This window comes from Marivirga harenae (assembly GCF_030534335.1).
Taxonomy (GTDB): domain Bacteria; phylum Bacteroidota; class Bacteroidia; order Cytophagales; family Cyclobacteriaceae; genus Marivirga; species Marivirga harenae.
This window is the reverse complement of the sequence record NZ_CP130565.1, coordinates 3150971-3171452: the sequence shown is the minus strand read 5'-3', so window position 1 is coordinate 3171452 and position 20482 is coordinate 3150971. Positions and strand designations below refer to the sequence as shown.

Here is a 20482-nt window from a genome sequence, read left to right as displayed (position 1 = left end):
TTAAATAGCTATTCAATTGTTTTTGAAAAGAACTTGGATAGTTAAAAAGACAGTCCTAAACCAAGGTCATGTTTCTCTTTTTCTATTGCATCAAAGATTATATTTTCATCTGGCTCATTGGAACCATCAATATGATTCTTAACTTAAAGAATCATCCATACTTCAAAAACTTGTAAAAAATACTGAAAAGGTACTGACTTCCTTTTCAAATATTAGTTATCTTGAATTATGGACTGGATTTATGAGACAGACAAAACGGGAAATTACCGCTATTCCTTAGGTAAAAAAGGAAAAAAGACCTTGATATGCATTGGCGTAAATCCTAGTCAAGCAAAACCAGAACAGTATGATGGTACAGTTTCATCTGTTGAAAGAATTGCTCTTAATAATCAATTTGATAGTTGGATTATGCTCAACCTTTATCCTCAAAGAAGTGCCGATGCAAAATTGCTTCATCACAAAATTGAAAAGAAATACCATGAACAGAACCTAGAGATTATTGAATCTTATCTTGAAGAGGATGAGGTATTTATATGGGCAGCATGGGGAAATCTTATTGATTCAAGACCTTTTTTAAAGCATTGTCTATCAGATATTTTCAATATGAGTCAATTTTACGATTGTCAATGGCTTTCGGCTGGAGAACATTTGAAAGCTGGTCATCCCAGGCATCCTTTGTATTTAAAAAAGACTACAATCCTATCTGAATTCGATATGGAACACTATATGGAAACTGTCATTCAACCTGAGGATGATAGATTTTAGCTGCATTTTTATAAATCTCTTCTTTATCTAAAGTCATTGGTTTTAAATCCTTATTGACAAACATTTCCATTTGATCCGTATAATGAGGACTTTCAGGCTTGGAAGAAGCCCCATACGGCATAATAGATTCCAATTTTGGTAAACCCTCACCAAATCGAGCCAGTAAAATATAAGATTCTCCTACATAGGTCTTTTCCTTTAAGCCATCTCCGAACTTATTAGTGTACATTGGTGCAATCACATCAGGTAAACCCTCTATAGGCATTTCTGTTTCTCCACGCTTATGTACCTGCAGTTTGCTAAGCGGGACTTGAATGGTGCCAAATTCAGCTATCAATTGGGATTGGGATTTTTTAACAATTTCAACACCTTTAGCTTTATCGATCTTTTTTCCTTTTGCATGTGTGATTAACACTTTCATCAATCCGGCACCCACGCTTTCACTTTCCGCTTTTCGATCCCATTTCTGAAGAATGGTCAAATATTCTTCTATTTCAGGATAATCCTCAGGCGTTAAGCTGAAAATGATATTAACATCTTCAACAAATTGAAATTGATCTGGATATTGAATATCAAATTTTATCCTTTTGAAATCCTGATAACTCAATTTCACTTTCTTACTGATTAAGCTTTGGAAACGAACACTCCTATTGTTATCCTTTATAGAAAATCCCATTTCTGATGGAAAATCCAAGGAATCCAGATTTTCTTCGTATGCAGTAGCATTAAATGGAGTATTATTCATATTGAATAAATATCCTGATGCAGGATCGAGGTAGCTAGGTAGTTCATCATAGGAATGATACTGATTCCACAAGGTGGCAGAAGTATCTCCAGGCAATACCTTATCCCACCTATAATTAGTATTACGCAGTGGTAATTTAGCATTGCTAACATAGTAAATGTGATGGTCTCTATCTGCATAAACAACATTAAAGTCTGGAAGCTCTAAGCGTGAAATGACTGATTGAAATTCTTCAAAATTTTTAGTTTTGGTCATTTCATACCATTGCTGAATGGCTTTCAAATTCTTATTCGAGCTGAAGCTTACAGCAAAAAAACCATTTTTATTTTCTAAAACAGGACCATAAACACTATTGTAATAAGTTTTGGAAATCGGAATAGATATTCCCAATATCTTCACCTTAAGCTTGGCTTTTCGCTTTTCTAATGCCAAAACTTCACCATCAAAATAGTAATGCTCTTTTTTTTCATTATGCATTCTTAATTGATAAACATCCATTTTATCAGGGTGATTCACTGTATGTGCCCAGCCCAAATTTTCATTTACTCCATGGAAAATAGTAGGACTAGCAGGAAAGAGTGAGCCTAGCATATTCAATCCATCTTCACTGTGCATATGAACTTCATACCAACTTGCTGGTCCTTCAAAGGGTTGATGGGAATTCACGGCCAAAAAGCTTTCACCTGTAGTTGTTTTAGTTTTGCTGATAGCGATGCCGTTTGAACCAATACCAATATACGGATTATTGAATTTCTTGTTAGCAGCTATATCTCCTACAATTTTATCTACCCCACTCATGGATGATAATGATAAAACAAAGGCGGTCAGCATATCATCTTCGATTACCGGAAACAATTTTCTATGCAGTACTTCTTTATGGTGCTTTTCGGCATAAGCATTAATTCCTTGAATATACCCGTCCAATAGGGCTCTAAACTCTGGCGATAATTCGTTCTTCTCCTTTTCAACAAGATCGGGAGCACCAATAAATTGTGTAAAAAAATCAATTCCTGCTCCATCTTTCCCGAATTGTTGTCCTGCCATCAGTTTACCGGCAATCAATGTTGATTGAATCGTTTTAAAATCATCCTCTGCATGAGCCCAAGCTAATCCGTAGGCTACTTCTGCATCAGTTTCAGCATAAATATGTGCCACACCCCACTGATCTCGAACAATATCAATTTTTTGGGGTGTGATCTGGGCGCTAACGGATTGAAGATATAAAACCAAAAAGAATAGTAGGCTATATTTCATATAAGTCGTTAATTAAACTAAGTGTTAAATCTCTAAATTTATTAAGGAAAATTTAAAGTCAACATAATTTCCCTATAATTGTAATCAAATTTTTATGGAAAGATCATTCAAAAAGAATTATGATTAAATACAATCCCAAAAACTGGTTAGGTCTAATTTTTCATACCTATAGTAGACAAGTCGTTAAAACTTTGATGCCCGCTTTATTGATAATGGGAGCATACACTGGAATTGTTACTTTCTTGTTAGAAGATTACTTTAAATTAGAATTCAATAGTACAACCGTGGTGCACTCGCTGTTAGGTATAGTTTTGGGTTTATTCTTGGTTTTTAGAGTCAATTCTGCCTACGACAGATGGTATGAAGGAAGAAAATTGTGGGGATTGCTATTGAATAATTCCAGAAATCTGGCTTCCAAAATAAATGCTTTTATTCCAAAAGAAAATGATAAAGACAGAGCATTTTTTAAAGGATTAATTCCGGCTTTTGCATTTGCCTTAAGAGATCACTTAAGGAAAGGTATAAAACCGAAGCACTTGAAATTAGTTGATGAGGAAATTCTACATGAATTAACTAAGAAGGAGCATATACCTAATGCAATTACTTCCTTGATGTATCAAAAGCTTAATAAGCTATTGACTGAAAACAAGTTAAGCCCTCATCAATTTTTTGTTTTAGATAAAGAGATGAAAGAGTTTTCAGATATCTTGGGGGGCTGCGAAAGAATAAAAAATACACCTATCCCCTATTCTTACAGCATGTTTATTAAGAAATTTATCTTTACTTACACAATTACACTACCACTCGCATTTATTACAGAGTTTCATTACATGACGATTCCTATAGTTTTATTCATCTTTTTCATTTTGATCAGTGTTGAGTTAATAGCTGAAGAAATTGAAGAACCTTTTGGAGGCGATGTGAATGACCTACCTACTGGAGAACTGTCAGAAAAAATTGAAACGAATGTTAAAGAGTTGTTTGATTGATACAATTAACTTAGTCTTCGCCATTAAATAGAGTTATATCCTCATAAATTTTTATATTGCTGTGTAAATGAAATGTATTTATGGAGCGTTATGATTTAGTGATTATTGGAGCTGGCCCTTCTGGTTACGCTGCAGCCATGAGGGCAGTAGATTTAAAGAAAAAGACACTTCTAATTGAAAAAAATGTTTTAGGAGGAGCCGGTATTACCAATGGTGCATTATCTTCTAAAACGTTATGGGAACTATCCCGCGATATGTTAGCATTTCGCAAGAATTTGGATCGCTATCATCTTGAGCCTCCTAAAGCCGTGTGGGAGGAAATTCAATTGGAAGTTCAAAATGCAGTAAAAGAAAGGGTTCATTTATTATCCAGCCATCTGACAGAACTTCAGAATAATTCAAAATACAGTCCATACATCAATTTCATTGAAGGAGAAGCATGCATTGTTAGTGATCATATTGTAGAAATTGAAACCCAGCAGGAGCGATTAGCTGTTGAAACTGACTACATAATTATTGCCACTGGTAGCAGGCCCAGGTATTTGCCTAATATTCCAGTAGATGAGGAACATATTCTGACTAGTGATGGCATTGAATTAATGGATGGCTTTCCTAAGAGCATGGTTATCGTTGGAGCCGGAGTTATAGGTTGTGAGTATGCAACCATTTTTTCTGGCTTTGGCCAAACAAAAGTGTATCTAATAGATAAGGGAGATTCAATTCTTCCATTTGAAGACCCAGATGTTGTTTCTGTAATTGAGAAAAATTTAGAAATGCAGGGCGTGCACATTCATAGAAACTCTTCCCTATCTCATATCGAGAGAAAAAATGGAAAAGTTAGCTATACATTGAATTTTTTGGACGGGCACCAAGAATCTTTTGAAGTAGACAAAGCGCTGGTGTCCGTAGGGAGGGTTCCCAACTATGAGAATTTGTGGGAAGATGCTGTTCGTGTCAAAATGGGGCAAAGAGGCGTAGAAGATGATGACACCAAGACATCCGTGAGGAATATTTTTGCGGTTGGAGACATCACGGCAGACATCAACTTGGTGAATGTTGGAGAACTAGAAGGGAGATATGCAGTTGAAAAAATATTTGGTAATCCACGCAAGAAGCTTGTATACGAAAATATCAGTACCATAATGTTTCTAAATCCTGAAGTCGCAGGCGTAGGTTATAATGAAAAGGCAGCTCAAGAAAAGGGATTGAATTATAAAGTTGTAACTACTGATTATTCCACCATCGCCAGAGCCGTTGCCAAACGAAACACACAAGGTTTTATTAAACTGCTAGTGACTGATGATGAAGAAATGAAGATATTGGGAATGAGAGTAGTCGGTGAACAAGCTTCTGCTGCAATTCAAGCTGTAGCACTTTTAATTAGTATGAACAAAGGGATTGAGGAATTGGCTGAGTGTGTGCATCCACATCCTTCTATCACGGAAGGAATCCAGGAATCAGTAAGAGCTCTTTTAGGTAAATCCATTTTAAAATCAGGATTGTTGAAAAATAAAGTAAATTGTTATTGTTACGATTGCCACAAAAAAGAACGTATGACCATTTAATGGTGATGGACGGTTTAACAAAAATCCTTGCTGAAGGTTTGTAAAAATAAAAATCTATGAAAAATATTATTCTCGTATTCTGCTGCTTCATTACTTTAAATTTAAATGGACAAGATATAATTAAAACAAATGATGGAGATATTAAAATTCATCCAATTGTGCATGGAACCTTGGCCCTTGAATATAAAGAGTTTACAATTTATGTGGATCCCTACGGAGGCGCAGAAGGCTTCAAAGGGCTTAATGATGCTGATTTAATTTTGATTACTGATATCCACGGAGATCACTTAAATAAAAAAACGTTAACTGCCCTCAATACTAAAAAATCTCATTTTGTAGTTCCTGAAGCGGTGGCAAAACAAATGGAAGGAATTGATAATTCCGAAATAGAAATTTTAAACAATGATAACAGCACATCTTTCAAGGGTATTAAAATAACTGCCGTCCCTATGTACAACCTTCCCGTTGATGCTGAAACTAGGGCACCCCAAAGGAAGGGGAAATGGTTATTTATTGAATATTGCTGATAAAGTGATTTATATTTCTGGAGATACTGAAGATATTCCTGAAATGCGAGCCTTGAAAAATATTGATATCGCTTTTGTATGCATGAATTTACCCTATACTATGTCAATTGAACAAGCCTCTGATGCCGTATTGGAATTTCAACCTAAAATTGTTTATCCTTTTCATTTCAGAGGACAGGGAGGTTTTGCAGATGTAGAAAAATTCAAATCTGTAATTAATTCTACGAATAAAGATATAGAAGTAAGATTGAGGAATTGGTATACTGAAAACTAAAAGTAAAGGATTAAAAGCTTAATATTGTTTTGAGAGTATATTTATAATAAATTGAAGTGATTAAGCTTTAATATTAAATATATGCTGGTAAGAATAGTGATTTTCTTATTTTTTGTGTTTCCTGCAATTTCCTTTGCCAACGACCAAACAGACAGTCTTAAGAATGTATTGAAGGCGGAGATTGCAGACAGCACTCGGGTAAACATATATAAAGACCTACTTTATAATATGAGTACTTCGGAACCGTCTCAGGCGATTTTTTATGGTCAGCTCGGATTAGATTTAGCTAGAAAAATAGAGGATGTATATTCTGAAATTCAGTTATTAAATAATCTGGGAATTTCATACTACGGTTTAGGCGCTTACGAAAAAACCTTAGAATATTTTTTGAAGGTCTTAGAGTTGGAAAAGGAATTAGATAATCTACCCTCCTTATCCAGAGCGATGAACAATGTAGGGATTATCTACGATGAAATCGGGAGACTAGATAAATCAGCAGATTACTATGAAGAGTCTCTAAAATTGAAAGAGTCCTTCCAAGACTCCCTTGGAATTTCCACCACTATGAGCAATTTGGGATTACTATATCTCAAAATGGAAAAGCCTGAAAAAGCTATTCAGTACTTTCGAAAGTGCTATTTGATTGATAAAAGGCTAAATGATCCTGTTGGAATTTATAATTCCCTACACAATATTGGCATTTACCACAAAGATTTCGGAGATCAAGATTCAGCAGTATATTACATTGAAAAAGCTTTACTGGCTGTACCTAAAGGAGAGAAACACTTTGATAAAACCTATATCGTCAAAAGTCTGGCGCAAAGCTATTTGAGAGTAAAAGACTATGACAAAGCGAGCAAATACTTTCAAAGAGCTGTAAATTCCGCTATTGAAGTTGAAGCTTTGGATGTTTTGAGGGAATCCTACAAAGGCTTGTCTGAAATCTATGAAAACAATGCACAATTTGAAAAATCTTTATCGGCATATAAGAAATACAAGGCTTTAAACGATTCTATTTTTAACCAAGATTTTAATAGTAAAGTATCACAGCTAGAAAAGAACTTTGAAATCCAGTCTAAAGAAAAAGAAATTCAACTACTGACGAATAAAGCAGAGATTACTAGCTTGCAATTGACAAGAAGGGAATACACAAATTACTTTCTGATTGCCCTAGGAATTATGTTGGCTGTGGTGGCATTTATCAGTTACAACCGATTTCAAATCAAAAACAAATCACATAAAGTCCTCCAGCTAAAAAATGAAGAAATCAATTTACAAAAATCTGAAATAAAAGAAAATCGAGATGAAATTGCTGCTCAGAGGGATAATATTCTAGATCAGAAACATGCTTTAGAGGAAGCTAGTTCTGAAATCATGAAAAGTATCTGGTATGCACAACATATACAACAAGCGATACTACCCGATCTAAACCAGATCAAATCTGTTTTTCATGAGTTTTTCATGCTATATATGCCAAAATCAATAGTCAGTGGTGATTTTTATTGGTTTACTAAAAAGGATGATAAAATATTTTTCGCTCTTGCTGATTGTACTGGACACGGTATTCCAGGAGCATTTATGACAGTCATGGCCAATGATTTGTTGAATAGCATCGTCATCCAACAAGATGAACATGATTGCGCCAATATCTTGAATTTATTAGATGAAGCCGTCTTGAGCAGTCTGCAATACAAAGGCAATTCATCCAATGATGGATTGGACATTGCACTATTTTGTATAGATTCAAAATCACGAGAACTCACCTTTTCTGGTGCTGGAATAGATATGTTAGTATTCCAGAAAGAGGAATGGAGAACATACAAAGGAGAAAGATTCTCGATCGGTGGATTTAAAGAATCGGAATTTAAAAATGCTAGAAACAAAAAGCTAAATCTTGAAGATGACGCCCAGATTTATTTTTATACCGATGGCTATGTGGATCAATTCGGTGGGAAAGAGGATAAAAAATTTATGAGAAAGAGGCTGAGCTTAATTTTGGATGATATAAAACTACTACCTTTTGAGCAGCAGAAGTTAAAACTGGAAAAAGCCATTACTGAATGGAAAAGTGATCGGGAGCAGACTGACGATATTTCCTTTACTGGAATAAGGATTTGATTGGGAATCGGTTGAAAATCATCTCGAAAGAATGCCATGAATCCACTACGATGTACTAGTAGAAATCGGATAAAATGAAAAGCAACAAGACTCAAACTAGGGGTTAAAACCCTGCTAAATTTTTAATTAGAGTTCATTAAGCGAAATAATAAGATGACGGATTTCAAATAAGTACATTTAAGTCTATTACAGTACAGAATTCTTAAATCAATTTAATTCTTCAATAATACTTAAATCAAGACCCATCATCCTGACGGATGATGAGTGCTTTTCTTATACTTATCCAAATTTTCCTTTCAAGGCTGCTAATTTAGCCTGCAAATCTCCTTCCACTTCTTTTTCTTCCTGTTTTTTCTTGAACTTTCCTTTTGGTTTTTCTTCTTTTGACTGTTGCTTAAAAGGATCCTTTTTCATCGAAAACGATATTCGCTTTCTTGCCTCATCTACTTCCAAAACTGTTACTTCCACTTTTTGCGCCACATTTACCACTTCAGCTGGGTTACTTACAAATTTATCAGCTATATGACTTACATGTACTAGTCCATCTTGATGTACGCCAACATCTACAAATGCCCCAAAATTCGTAATATTAGTAATAATGCCTGGAAGTTTCATCCCTACTCTCAAATCCCTTATTTCATTAATTCCCTCTGTAAATGAAAAAGCTTCAAATTGCTCTCTCGGATCTCGACCTGGCTTGGCCAATTCCTGCATAATATCTTGTAGGGTTGGAAGTCCAACGGTTTCCGTCACATAGCTCTTCATATCCAATTTTTCCCTCAGTTCTTTTCTTCCCATCAAATCAGCAATGGTTGCATTCACATCTTTGGCCATCTTATTGACAAGTGCAAATCGCTCCGGGTGAACTGCACTGCTATCCAAAGGATTCTTGGCATCGCTAATTCGTACAAATCCTGCCGCTTGCTCAAAGGCTTTGTCTCCCAAGCGAGGTACTTTCCTCAATTCTTCTTTGCTCTTGAAAGCACCATTTTCATTTCTGTATTTTACTATATTTTCAGCTATGGAAGGTCCCAAGCCAGAAACATAAGTCAACAACTGTTTACTGGCAGTATTTAATTCGACACCCACATTATTCACACAGCTTACAACCGTATCATCCAAACCAGCTTTTAACTGATTTTGATCAACATCATGTTGATACTGCCCTACTCCTATTGATTTAGCATCTATTTTAACCAATTCAGCCAATGGGTCCATTAATCTTCTTCCAATAGAGACTGCTCCCCGAACTGTTAAATCATACTCCTTAAACTCTTCTCTTGCTACTTCTGAGGCTGAATAAACAGAAGCCCCGCTCTCATTTACCATGACTACAGTTATTGAATTTGGCAATCCTATCGAATTAACAAATTTTTCAGTTTCTCGACCTGCAGTACCATTTCCTATAGCTATAGCTTCTACATTATATTTTTCTACTAATTGTAATATCAAAGCTGCAGCCTTTGCAGTTTGTCTTTGTGGCTCATGCGGATAGATGGCTTCATTAAACAATAATTTTCCTTGTCTATCAAGGCAAACCAATTTGCAACCCGTTCTAAAGCCCGGGTCAACAGCCATCACATTTTTCCTCCCCATTGGAGCTGCCAATAAAAGTTGTCTTAGGTTATCTGAGAACACTTTGATTGCTTCTTCATCGGCCTTTTTCTTGGTGAAAATACGAATTTCAGTCTCCATACTAGGTTTCAGTAAGCGTTTGTAAGCATCTGTAACAGCCAATTTTACCTGCTCTGCTGCTTCATTTTCACCCTTTACAAAATGCTTTTCCATTATAAAAATTGCATCTTCCTCCTCCGGACTGATATCCAGCATTAAAATCATCTCCTTCTCTCCTCTTCGCATGGCCAAAACTCTATGGGAAGGAGCAGTTTTAACATTTTCTTCCCATTCAAAGTAATCTTTGTACTTCTGACCTTCTGTTTCTTTTCCGCTGAGCACTTTAGATTTGAATTTCCCTTTTTCTAAAAATAGCTTACGAATGTCGGTTCTAACTTCCGCGTTCTCATTAGCCCATTCTGCAATGATATCTCTAGCACCTTGCAAAGCAGCCTCAACATCTGCCACTTCTTTTTCTTCATCAATAAATTTGGCTGCCTCAGCTTCTAGATCAATGCTGCCTTGTTCAAAAACAAGTTTTGCTAAAGGCTCCAGGCCTTTTTCTCTGGCAATTGTAGCTTTGGTTCTTCTTTTCGGCTTGTATGGCAAATAAATATCTTCCAACTTAGCCATCGTTTCGGCCGCATTGATTTCCTTCTCCAATTCAGGAGTCAGTTTTTCTTGCTCTTTAATGGATTTAAGGATAGCCTCTCTCCTTTTATCTAAATCACGTAATTGCTGTACTCTATCCCTGACATCAGCAACTGCAACCTCATCCAGACTACCTGTCATTTCTTTTCGGTAACGAGAAATAAAGGGTACGGTAGCTCCCCCATCCAATAATTCCACAACTGCTTTAACTTGTTGAGGACGAACATTTAATTCGCCCGCTATTTTAATAATATGATCCATGTTTTCCTTCAGATTCTAGACTTTCTAAATGTTACTTGAAATTCAAAATGCTAAGATGTCTACCCGTGCTTATTCATTCAATATCCTAACACCTTACGCACCCTCCCAATAGTTTTCGTAGCAATTTCAGTTGCTTTTTCTTCTCCCTTTTCTAATTTTTTATGGAGCTCATCTAAATTCTCCATATAATGATTGAAGAGTGCTCTTTCTTTAACAAATTTTTCAACTATCAATTCATATAGAGCTTGTTTGGCATGACCATAACCATAGTTCCCAGCTTCATAGTTTTGTCGCATTTCAGCAATCTGAGCTTCTGAAGCTAATAATTTATAAATATTAAAGACATTGCAAGTATCAGGATTTTTTGGTTCTTCCATAGGCGTACTGTCCGTAATAATTTGCATTACATTTTTACGGAGCTTCTTATCCGTTTGGAAAATATCTATGGTATTACCATACGACTTGCTCATTTTCTGTCCGTCTGTTCCAGGGATGGTCATAATTTGCTCATCGATTCTAGCCTCGGGCAATACGAAAATATCACCATAACGATGGTTAAAAGCACTTGCAATATCACGAGTCATTTCCAAATGTTGCTTTTGATCTTTACCAACAGGCACAATATCCGCATCATAAAGAATAATATCACAGGCCATCAATACAGGATAAGTAAATAGCCCAGCATTTACATCTGCCAACCGGTCCGATTTATCCTTGAAGGAATGTGCGTTGGCCAACATAGGAAAAGGTGTATAACAGCTCATATACCAATTCAATTCCGTGACTTGTGGAACTTTCGACTGTCTGTAAAATAAATTTTTATCCGTATCAAAACCAAAAGCCAACCAAGAGGCAGCTACAGCATTAACGTTATCTTGGCGAACATCCGCATCTTTAATAGTAGTTAGTGAATGTAAATCCGCAATAAAAAAGAAGCTTTCATTTTTTGCATCTTGAGATAATTTAATAGCTGGAATGATAGCGCCTAGTAAATTACCCAAATGTGGTTTTCCTGAGCTTTGAATACCCGTTAAGATTCGTGACATTTTATAAATTTTTCTTTCTGATGATTTTATCTAAACTATAATTCCCTCCTCCGTTCAAAGCCGTAACAGAAAAAACTGCTGCATATAGTAGTCCTAACTCCTGCTTTCCGAACGGATCACCACTATGGACTACTAAAGCGGCAATCAACATGGTGAATAAAACGGGTACACTCGCCAAACGGGTGTAAAGCCCTAAAACTACTAAAATCGAACAAATAAATTCTGCAAAAACAGTTGCAAACAGACTGACCTCTTCCCCCAAACCAATAGGATCTGCAAAGCTGAAATCCCCACTTAGTAATTTCATAAACTTTGGATAACCATGGGTAAGCATCATCAATCCACCTGCAAGACGCAATATTAACAGACTTGTATTTTTAAATGGCATAATTTTTTAAATGAAATTCATGAATTGTTCTACATTTATTAGGAAATACAAAATTCATTGAGAATTGTAGATTTCAAAAAAGAAGATTTGCTTATCTTCGTTAATAACAAAAAACGAATTTATGAAGAATATTCATTTGCTTAAAAGTTCACCTGCGATTGTTTTTCTATTTTTTATCCACATTACAGTATTTGCACAAAATAATACCGCTAAAATCACATTTCTAGAAGATAAGCACGACTTTGGAACTATAGAAGAAACAGGAGGGATTGCCGAGTATAGTTTCAAATTCGTAAATGATGGGACCGATTCTATAAAATTAACATCTGTAAGGGCTTCATGTGGTTGTACTACTCCATTTTGGGAGAAAAATGCTTTAATGCCCGGGGATACAGGTAAAATCGAAGTTGCCTACAACCCGTTAAACAGACCCGGTAAATTTGACAAAACGGTAACAATCAGAACTTCAGGAGAGCCAGAAACTAAAATCTTGCGGATTGCAGGATATGTACAACCCAGACCCAAAACTATAGAAGATGAATATAGTACTGAAATCGGAGGCATCAGGTTAAAAAGTAAGTTTATTAACTTTGGAAATATCACCACAGAAAAACCAATAAGTAAGCAAATTGAAATCTATAACCAAACTGAAGATACTATTAAGGTTTTGGATAGATTTGTTTCCGCTGATTTCATCAAAGTAACCAAACTACCTGCGATAGTTCCACCTAAGGAAACCACTGAAATTGAAATCAACTACCTTCCTAAATCAAGGGCTGATTTAGGCTTTATGAATGATCCTTTGACACTTTTTACTGATGAGTTAGAGAATAGCAATAAAGCCATAAATGTGATAGCCACCATTAATGAATACTTTCCTCCCATGACTGAGGAAGAACTGGCTAATGCACCTCATATTGTATTTGAAACGCAAGAATACGACTTTGGACATATTAACGAGGGGGAAAAAATGACCCATAGTTTTAAATTTACTAATACTGGGAAAGACTCCTTAAACATTCGAAAAACCAAAACCACTTGTGGTTGCACAGTTTCAGAATTATCCAAAATGGATTATGGACCAAATGAATCAGGTGAAATAAGCATTACCTATGATTCCAAAGGAAGAAGAGGCACTCAGATCAAAAGAATAACGTTGTTTTCTAACGATCCAACCGCTCCAACTCAAGATTTGATTATTAAGGCTTATGTCAGGGATAATTGATAGAGATTTGATTTGTGTCTAATTTATCATTTGTAATTTTTTACAAATCTAAACACGGCACATAATTTGATTAGGATTTGTTATATTAGCTTCATGTCGTCAACTTTTAAATAATTGAAAATGAGAATCCTATCAATCTTATTATCGTTCTTATGTGTAGAAATGAGTTTCTCACAAGAAGTCAAAAACTACTCCCCGGACGAAATAATTGTAAAATTAAAACCGAGCTCAAATACAAGTCCAAACAATCGTCTAATAAATCAGAAATTTGGGATTAAGCTTTTGGATTCAATTAATAGTGTACAAGATTTTGATCAATTGAATCTAATTGGTAATAAGGAAAAAAAAGATACTTATCTATTAAAATTTAAATCCACTAAGAACATTGATCAATTGATCAATATTTACGAAAATACGGACTTATTTGAATACGTGGAACCAAACTTTATTGGCACAGGCGGGGGACAACGAGGAATGTCATCGCCAACAGATGACCCGTATTTTTCGCGACAATATGGGCTATTTAATGATGGCTCCTTTCAATTATCTCCGTCAGTTCAAGATGCAGATATTGATATGGAACTAGCTTGGGAAATAGAAAAGGGAAGTTCTTCAATTACTGTTGCTGTACTTGATGCCGGACTTAGAATGAATCATCCTGAATTTAACGGAAGAATATGGAGCAATCCTAATGACACCATGGATGGGGCTGACAACGACAATAATGGATATACGGATGATCTGCATGGGTGGGATTTTGTAAATGAAGATAATGACCCCTATGATGATCACGGTCATGGAACCAATGTAAGCGGAATTATCGCTGCCGGTCATAATGAAATTGGATATGCAGGAGTTGATAAATTTGCAAAGCTTATGACTTGCAAAATTCTAGACGCAAACAATTCTGGTTTGTATTCTTGGTGGACTGAAGCGATTTATTATGCCGTTGATAATGGCGCAGATGTAATTAATATGTCTGTAGGAGGCTCTGGCTTTTCAGCATCAATGCAAGAGGCGATAGAATACGCTTACAATCAAGGTGTTACGGTTGTAGCATGCATGATGAACGAAAATAATGATGTTACCTACTATCCAGCAGGCTATTCAAGCACGATTGCCGTAGGCTCAACAAATGCAAATGACGAACGGAGTTCACCATTTTTCTGGAGTCCATCTAGCGGAAGTAATTTTGGTAATCATATTGATGTGGTTGCTCCAGGTAATTACATATATGGCTTGAGCCATACATCTGACACCAATTATGATACTTATTGGGGTGGTACTTCACAAGCAACACCATTGGTTACTGGCTTAGTTTCTTTGCTATTATCACAAGACCAAAGCAGAACACCAAATACTATTAGGAAAATAATCCGAAATAGTGCGGAGGATCAAGTCGGAAGTTTTCTTGAGGATAAAGCAGGTTTTGATATTTATTATGGCTATGGACGAATCAATGCACATGTAGCTTTACAAGATGAGGTATTATCTGTCTCTGATCCATTAAATGAAAAAAGCTTAAAAATTTTTCCAAACCCAACAACTAACTTCATACAACTTGAGAGTTCAAGTGATTATGAGGAAATAAGAGTAACTGATTTAAGAGGTACCGAATTTTACAATAAAAAAACTGATTCCAATTTAGAAGTATTGACAATTAATATTTCTGATTTCCCAGTCGGTTTATATATTGTCAACATAATAGGTAAGGACAATCAACTTATTCAATCCAAAAAGATAATCAAGAATTGACAGACGAGAAGCTCTAATGTTGTGAAATCCCATTCTACAGGCCCTTCTGAAGGACCTTTGAATCTCTTATTCAATACGAACACTGACAGCTTCTTCTCCTATTACTTCTAGACATGTGACATACACTTGCTCCCCAACCATACAGATGCTTCCACCTTCCTCTGCCGTTTCAAATCCCAAACGAACCCGCTGGCCATCTACGTAATCAAAGTTCCATAATGGATCTTCAGTTGCGCCTTCTGGCAATGGAGGAGTTCCACACCAGCCCCATCTCCAAACAGGCTCAAGGTAATCACCATTGTCTAACTGAAAAACAAATCCACAACCATCCATACCAGTTAGATCGACAACTATTGCAGAATAAATACAATCTCTTGAAGTTTGGGTCTCATGAAAGTCACAGGAGCAAATACAAAACAAAAGAAAAAAAAATCCAGTGAATGATTTCATAATAAAATAGTCTTAATCGTCTTTAAGACCCAGTTTTGATGTAGATGGTTGGAAAATACACACTTCACGAAAGTCTCAACAGGATAATGCAAATTTGGTATCAATCTAGCTGGGGGAACATATTGGCGTTCTACCCTCTACAATACTAAAGCATATTCAATCATCAGAGTAAAAACTTAATACATTAAAAATATTTATATAGAAAATATGCTTAAATTGATAATAAACGCTAGAAACATCTCATGCAGCAAAAGATAAGTACTTCTTCAATAATATTCTTTATTCTGACAACAGTTAGCAGTTGTAATACTGATAATAATAAATCAAATGATATGGCACAGCAAAACGAACACTCAGGCTCTTCACTTTTACGAGGAGACACCACACCAAAAGTGACAGGAATTGGAGGGATTTTCTTCTTTTCTGAAAATCCAGAAAAAACTAAGAAGTGGTACTCCGACAACTTAGGGCTTGAAACTAATGAATGGGGTTCAAGCTTTGAATTCAGGAACGCAAATAGGCCAGAAGAGATAAACTATTTGCAATGGAGTCCATTCAAAAATGGAAGTGAATATTTTTCTCCATCTAAGAAAGAATTCATGATCAATTATAGAGTTCAAAATATCGAGGGACTTGTGAAAAAACTTAAAGATAATGGGGTGACGATCCTTGACAGTATAGAATCCTTTGATTATGGAAAATTTGTTCACATAATGGATGGAGAAGGAAACAAGATTGAACTATGGGAACCTATTGATAGTGTTTTTACTGAAATGGGTGGTAAAACTACCAAATAAACAGTAAATTCAATTGATCATTTCAGTTCCTTCAAACTATAATTCACACTTGATGAATTTCACAAGAACATGAAAATTGTAATTGCTATTTTCCATATGTGATTAGAAGATTGCGACTATAACGAAAAAAATTAAAATGTATATAATTTACAGGAAGGATGAGCAATAGGGACCAAATTCATAAATTTTATACCGCTTTGTCTGCTGGAGATAGTAATGAAATGGTAGCATGTTATCACGAAACCATTAGCTTTCAAGATCCAGTTTTTGGGTTATTGGAAGGAAAAAGAGCCAATAAAATGTGGGAGATGCTACTTTCAAAAAACACTGAAAACACGAGATTCACTTTTTCTGGCATTGAAGCCACCACTGAAATAGGAATGGCTAAATGGGAAGCTGAGTATTATTATGGGAAAAGGAAAGTCATTAATAAAGTAAAGGCCGAATTTAAATTCAAAGACGGAAAAATAATTGAACATATAGACACCTTTGATATGTGGAAGTGGACCCAACAAGCATTTGGAGCCACAGGCTATCTATTGGGCTGGACTCCTTTTATGAAAAAGAAGATTCGAAAAACTGTAAATAAAAAACTAGACAGATTTATTGAAAAAAATCCGGCTTAATAACAAAATAGCACCAAGGAAAATCCTCAGTGCTATTTTATTTTTTAATGAATTAAAAACTGCTTGAAGATACTTTAGAAAAGCAATTATTGATAAGCATCAAAACAGGCTAATTCCAAAGAATATCTGTAAAACGCTTATTATAAAAATTGCCCCTACTACAAATGGAGATATAAATCGTACCATGAATAAAATCATCTTCTCTAAAAAGGTGCCTTCCAAAGTTGCATTGCCAAAATAAAGCTCTTTTTGAAATCCTTTGTTTTTCCAAGACCATCCTGCAAATATCGCAATAAAGAAGCCACCTAAAGGAAGTGCTAAATCAGAAAAGACATTTTCAATTACTGTAAAGAAATCTTTATCTGCCCCTCCATAATAAGTGAAGTTGGTAAAAAATTCTGAAGCCCCTTGTGAAAGCATAGTTGGCAATCCTACAAAGAAAATAAATGTTGCTACCAAGTAAACGGTTTGTTTACGATTGGTTTTAAATTGATCTGTAACAAATGCAACTGGTACCTCTAATAAAGATACAGTAGAAGTTAGTGCCGCAAAACATAAAAGTAAAAAGAAAGAAGCTCCAATAAATGGTCCAATGCCCCCCATTGTTTCAAATATTCCCGGCAAGGCTACAAAAACAAGTCCAGGCCCCGCATTAGCTTCAATGCTTGGTTGGCTAAACACTAATGGGAAGATCATTAATCCCGCTAAAAAAGCAATAGAAATATCTGCAATGGTAATCAAAGCAGCAGCTCCTACTATACTATCATCTTTACCTACATAAGAACCGTAAGTAATCAATGCGCCCATACCTAGCGATAGTGAGAAAAAAGCTTGCGCTAAGGCAGTGTAAAAAGTATTGGCGTTGATCTCTCCAAAATCAGGGACGAGGTAAAAGGATAATCCGTCCATTGCACCATCTAGAGTCAATCCATAAGAAATTAAACCTAAGATCATTGCAATTAATAATGGCATCAGGATCTTTGTCCACCTTTCAATTCCTTTTTGTACACCACCGGCCACAATCAAGGCGGTTAAAACCATAAATCCTATTGAGTAAAGAAGATTATCCCAGATATCCGAAACAAATCCACCAAAATATTCGCCATAGTTTACACCTTTACTTAGTAGACCGCCAAAACCAATCTGAATAAAATAACCAAAAGCCCAACCTGCTACTACATTGTAAAAGCTAAGAATCATAATACCAGACAAAACTCCTAGCAAACCAACTAGACCCCACTTTCGATTTCCAATTTTATTGAATGCTCCGAACGGGTTTAATCTTGTATTTCTACCAATCGCTGTTTCAGCCAACATTATAGGTAGGCATATTAAAAATGCACAAGCTAAATAAATAACTAAAAATGCAGCTCCTCCATTTTCTCCTACTTCATACGGAAACTTCCAAATGTTACCTAAACCTACTGCAGAACCTGCTGCAGCTGCTATAAAACCTAAACGGTTAGAAAAACCTCCTCTTGATGCCATGAATTAATTTTTAGGTCGTAAACATATAGGATTAATCCAATAGCGCAATATGAATTACTTACTGATGTGAAGAAATTGTTATGAATGGATAAAATTTAGCTTTTGAAACCAGGTATTAATTGGTTTTTCATTAAATAAGCGATGCCAAAAGTTGAGATAAATGAAAAACTACTGTATAGAATAGCCATTGTGCTTATATCCGCATTTCCCACAACTTGATTGGCGATAAATAATGCTAGCACACTATTTTGTAAACCTAACTCAATAGCAATAGTAAAATTTGACTCATGACTTAAGCCAATGAACTTGCCGATTCTGTAACCAATCAGCATTGTAATCACATTAAATAAGAGTAATGGAATAATAAGATTTAAATGGCTAAAATAATCTATTTCCTTGTTATCCTCATCCAAAAATATGACTGCCAAAAGTGCAATTATTAATAATGCAGGCAAAATAATCTTTAATGGCTTTTTCAATGGTTTAGTGAAATTTTCTGACGTAAACTCATTAATTAGCACACCTAGAGATGCTGGAATAATGACCGTATAAAATACCGTGGCAGTCGTCTCCCAAAAATTCAATTCAATAGTCTGCTCCTTTCCCAAAAACAAGAAAAAACTTAATTGCAAAATTGCTGGAATCGTAAAAAGAATAATAAAGCTATTGAAAGCAGTCATAGAAATAGAAAGTGCTACTCTCCCACCCAATATCTTCGTCACTAGATTTGAAGCCGTACCTCCTGGACAAGCAGCTAATAACATAAGACCTACTTTATAAATAGGTTCAATTGGCCAAAAATAGACCATTAACAAGGCGATCAAAGGCATTATAAGCATTTGACTAATTACTCCTGAGATGACCGCTTTTGGTTGGATAAAGACTCTATGGAAATCTTTAAATTTTAATTCCAATCCAATCCCCAGCATAATCAGGGCAATGGTAAATGGCATAATAAAATCGACAAAAGATTGTTGCATAAAAAGCTTATTGAACCTAATTAAGAAGCATTGTATTCAGATAATATTTGGATAAAAAATTTATGCTACTTAACTTATAGTTTGAATTAAATAAATTAAAAATCATGAAAAAATTTTCAACCCTATTTATTACGCTTATAATATGTATAAGTTCTACATCATATTCTCAAGTGAGCTGGTTAAATAACGAAAAAATTGCAAAGGCAATTGCAACGGAAAAAGACCAATTAATTCTAATGGATTTCTGGGCCACATGGTGCGGACCATGCCGAAAAATGGACAGTGACATGTGGAACACTGAAGAATTTAAGGCATTATCTGAAAATTTCGTGCCTTTAAAAATTGATATCGACAGAGAAAAGGAATTAGCGAGATCCTACAATGTCAGGTCAATTCCTCATGTCGTTTTAGTTACTGCCTCTGGTGAGATTGTTTGGGAACAAACAGGCTACAGTCATTCAGCACCTTATGAAAAGATACTAAAAAACTTACCGGAAAGTTTAAATGGCATTAACACAAAATTGTTGACTTTAAGTGAAGACTTCAATGATGAAGCTTATTTTTCTATTGGAGACAGCTACTTGGAATTAGCTATGGAAAACAGTGAAGATTTGAAAAGAGGTTTCTTTGCACTAAGCGATAATTATTACAAAGAAATTACAAAAAACAGTGACAGTAATGAAAACATTGCATTAGCTGAAATGAAAATGCTATTGAATGATGCATATTTAGGAAGATATAATAGAGCCGTTAGAAAAGTAGATAAAATCGAAATCAACCAAAATGAAGAATTAGCAGATATGAAACAATTTATTAAGGCATATTGCTTCAAGTGCGAAGGTGATAAAAAAGCTTTTGAAGAAGCAAAATCACTTATTACATCGGAAGAATATTTATCTCAGTTAGAAGAATAATAAGCTTTGAATTAACGAATGATACAATGAAATGGCCTGATAATAATTAA

The 20482-nt window shown here is 35.3% G+C and carries 18 protein-coding genes; 11 read left to right on the top strand and 7 right to left on the bottom strand.

Annotated elements, in window-relative coordinates:
* Nucleotides 1-228: 228 nt before the first annotated feature.
* Nucleotides 229-765 (top strand): DUF1643 domain-containing protein, encoded by a 537-nt coding sequence (locus Q3Y49_RS13540; protein ID WP_303268881.1) that lies wholly within the window; start codon nucleotides 229-231, stop codon nucleotides 763-765.
* Here the strand turns inward: Q3Y49_RS13540 and Q3Y49_RS13535 are convergent.
* Nucleotides 737-2764 carry a penicillin acylase family protein gene (locus tag Q3Y49_RS13535; protein ID WP_303268879.1) on the bottom strand — a complete coding sequence of 676 codons (2028 nt, stop codon included), beginning with the start codon at nucleotides 2762-2764 and terminating at the stop codon, nucleotides 737-739. The two genes, Q3Y49_RS13540 and Q3Y49_RS13535, sit on opposite strands and share 29 nt — an antisense overlap.
* A gap of 119 nt (nucleotides 2765-2883) precedes the next feature.
* On the opposite strand from Q3Y49_RS13535, the gene Q3Y49_RS13530 reads away from it, so the two are divergent.
* The 5 genes from Q3Y49_RS13530 (at nucleotide 2884) to Q3Y49_RS13510 (ending at nucleotide 8237) form a co-directional block, all read left to right on the top strand.
* The gene (locus Q3Y49_RS13530; protein WP_303268877.1) at nucleotides 2884-3753 is read left to right on the top strand and encodes a bestrophin family protein; all 870 of its coding nucleotides are present in this window, start codon (nucleotides 2884-2886) and stop codon (nucleotides 3751-3753) included.
* 80 nt (nucleotides 3754-3833) lie between these two features.
* Nucleotides 3834-5318, top strand: a complete 1485-nt coding sequence (locus tag Q3Y49_RS13525) for a dihydrolipoyl dehydrogenase family protein (RefSeq protein ID WP_303268875.1) — start codon at nucleotides 3834-3836, stop codon at nucleotides 5316-5318.
* 56 nt (nucleotides 5319-5374) lie between these two features.
* On the top strand, nucleotides 5375-5845 hold the full coding sequence (locus tag Q3Y49_RS13520) for an MBL fold metallo-hydrolase (protein ID WP_303268873.1): 471 nt from the start codon (nucleotides 5375-5377) through the stop codon (nucleotides 5843-5845).
* The gene (locus Q3Y49_RS13515; protein ID WP_303268871.1) at nucleotides 5832-6119 is read left to right on the top strand and encodes an MBL fold metallo-hydrolase; all 288 of its coding nucleotides are present in this window, start codon (nucleotides 5832-5834) and stop codon (nucleotides 6117-6119) included. Before Q3Y49_RS13520 ends, Q3Y49_RS13515 begins: the two co-directional genes overlap by 14 nt.
* A gap of 81 nt (nucleotides 6120-6200) precedes the next feature.
* Complete coding sequence (locus tag Q3Y49_RS13510; protein WP_303268869.1) at nucleotides 6201-8237, top strand: tetratricopeptide repeat protein; 2037 nt, start codon at nucleotides 6201-6203, stop codon at nucleotides 8235-8237.
* A 279-nt stretch (nucleotides 8238-8516) separates the two neighbouring features.
* Here the strand turns inward: Q3Y49_RS13510 and Q3Y49_RS13505 are convergent, their stop codons facing one another.
* The 3 genes from Q3Y49_RS13505 to Q3Y49_RS13495 all read right to left on the bottom strand — a co-directional run bounded on the left by Q3Y49_RS13505 (nucleotide 8517) and on the right by Q3Y49_RS13495 (nucleotide 12197).
* Complete coding sequence (locus Q3Y49_RS13505) at nucleotides 8517-10763, bottom strand: Tex family protein (RefSeq protein WP_303268867.1); 2247 nt, start codon at nucleotides 10761-10763, stop codon at nucleotides 8517-8519.
* 77 nt (nucleotides 10764-10840) lie between these two features.
* Nucleotides 10841-11809, bottom strand: a complete 969-nt coding sequence (gene trpS, locus Q3Y49_RS13500) for a tryptophan--tRNA ligase (RefSeq protein WP_303268865.1) — start codon at nucleotides 11807-11809, stop codon at nucleotides 10841-10843.
* Nucleotide 11810: 1 nt separating this feature from the next.
* Complete coding sequence (locus Q3Y49_RS13495; RefSeq protein WP_303268864.1) at nucleotides 11811-12197, bottom strand: DoxX family protein; 387 nt, start codon at nucleotides 12195-12197, stop codon at nucleotides 11811-11813.
* A 121-nt stretch (nucleotides 12198-12318) separates the two neighbouring features.
* Between Q3Y49_RS13495 and Q3Y49_RS13490 the strand changes: the two genes are divergently transcribed.
* Together Q3Y49_RS13490 and Q3Y49_RS13485 are read left to right on the top strand one after the other, a co-directional pair.
* Entirely contained in the window at nucleotides 12319-13422 is a 1104-nt protein-coding gene (locus Q3Y49_RS13490) for a DUF1573 domain-containing protein (RefSeq protein ID WP_303268863.1), read from the top strand.
* Nucleotides 13423-13542: 120 nt separating this feature from the next.
* Nucleotides 13543-15177 carry a S8 family serine peptidase gene (locus Q3Y49_RS13485; protein WP_303268861.1) on the top strand — a complete coding sequence of 545 codons (1635 nt, stop codon included), beginning with the start codon at nucleotides 13543-13545 and terminating at the stop codon, nucleotides 15175-15177.
* A gap of 66 nt (nucleotides 15178-15243) precedes the next feature.
* Here Q3Y49_RS13485 and Q3Y49_RS13480 read toward each other — a convergent pair whose 3' ends face one another.
* Complete coding sequence (locus tag Q3Y49_RS13480) at nucleotides 15244-15627, bottom strand: hypothetical protein (RefSeq protein WP_303268860.1); 384 nt, start codon at nucleotides 15625-15627, stop codon at nucleotides 15244-15246.
* Nucleotides 15628-15869: 242 nt separating this feature from the next.
* On the opposite strand from Q3Y49_RS13480, the gene Q3Y49_RS13475 reads away from it, so the two are divergent.
* Nucleotides 15870-16424, top strand: a complete 555-nt coding sequence (locus Q3Y49_RS13475) for a VOC family protein (protein ID WP_367892451.1) — start codon at nucleotides 15870-15872, stop codon at nucleotides 16422-16424.
* Nucleotides 16425-16582: 158 nt separating this feature from the next.
* A complete protein-coding gene (locus tag Q3Y49_RS13470) occupies nucleotides 16583-17050 on the top strand; it encodes a nuclear transport factor 2 family protein (protein WP_303268858.1) in 468 nt (155 codons plus the stop codon).
* A 99-nt stretch (nucleotides 17051-17149) separates the two neighbouring features.
* On the opposite strand, the gene Q3Y49_RS13465 is transcribed toward Q3Y49_RS13470, so the two are convergent.
* Together Q3Y49_RS13465 and Q3Y49_RS13460 are read right to left on the bottom strand one after the other, a co-directional pair.
* Nucleotides 17150-18538 carry a sodium-dependent transporter gene (locus Q3Y49_RS13465; protein WP_303268857.1) on the bottom strand — a complete coding sequence of 463 codons (1389 nt, stop codon included), beginning with the start codon at nucleotides 18536-18538 and terminating at the stop codon, nucleotides 17150-17152.
* Between the two features lie 95 nt (nucleotides 18539-18633).
* Nucleotides 18634-19518, bottom strand: a complete 885-nt coding sequence (locus Q3Y49_RS13460; protein WP_303268856.1) for a bile acid:sodium symporter family protein — start codon at nucleotides 19516-19518, stop codon at nucleotides 18634-18636.
* Between the two features lie 104 nt (nucleotides 19519-19622).
* Here Q3Y49_RS13460 and Q3Y49_RS13455 point away from each other — a divergent pair, with 104 nt between their 5' ends.
* Nucleotides 19623-20432, top strand: a complete 810-nt coding sequence (locus Q3Y49_RS13455) for a thioredoxin domain-containing protein (RefSeq protein WP_303268855.1) — start codon at nucleotides 19623-19625, stop codon at nucleotides 20430-20432.
* Nucleotides 20433-20482: the final 50 nt, after the last annotated feature.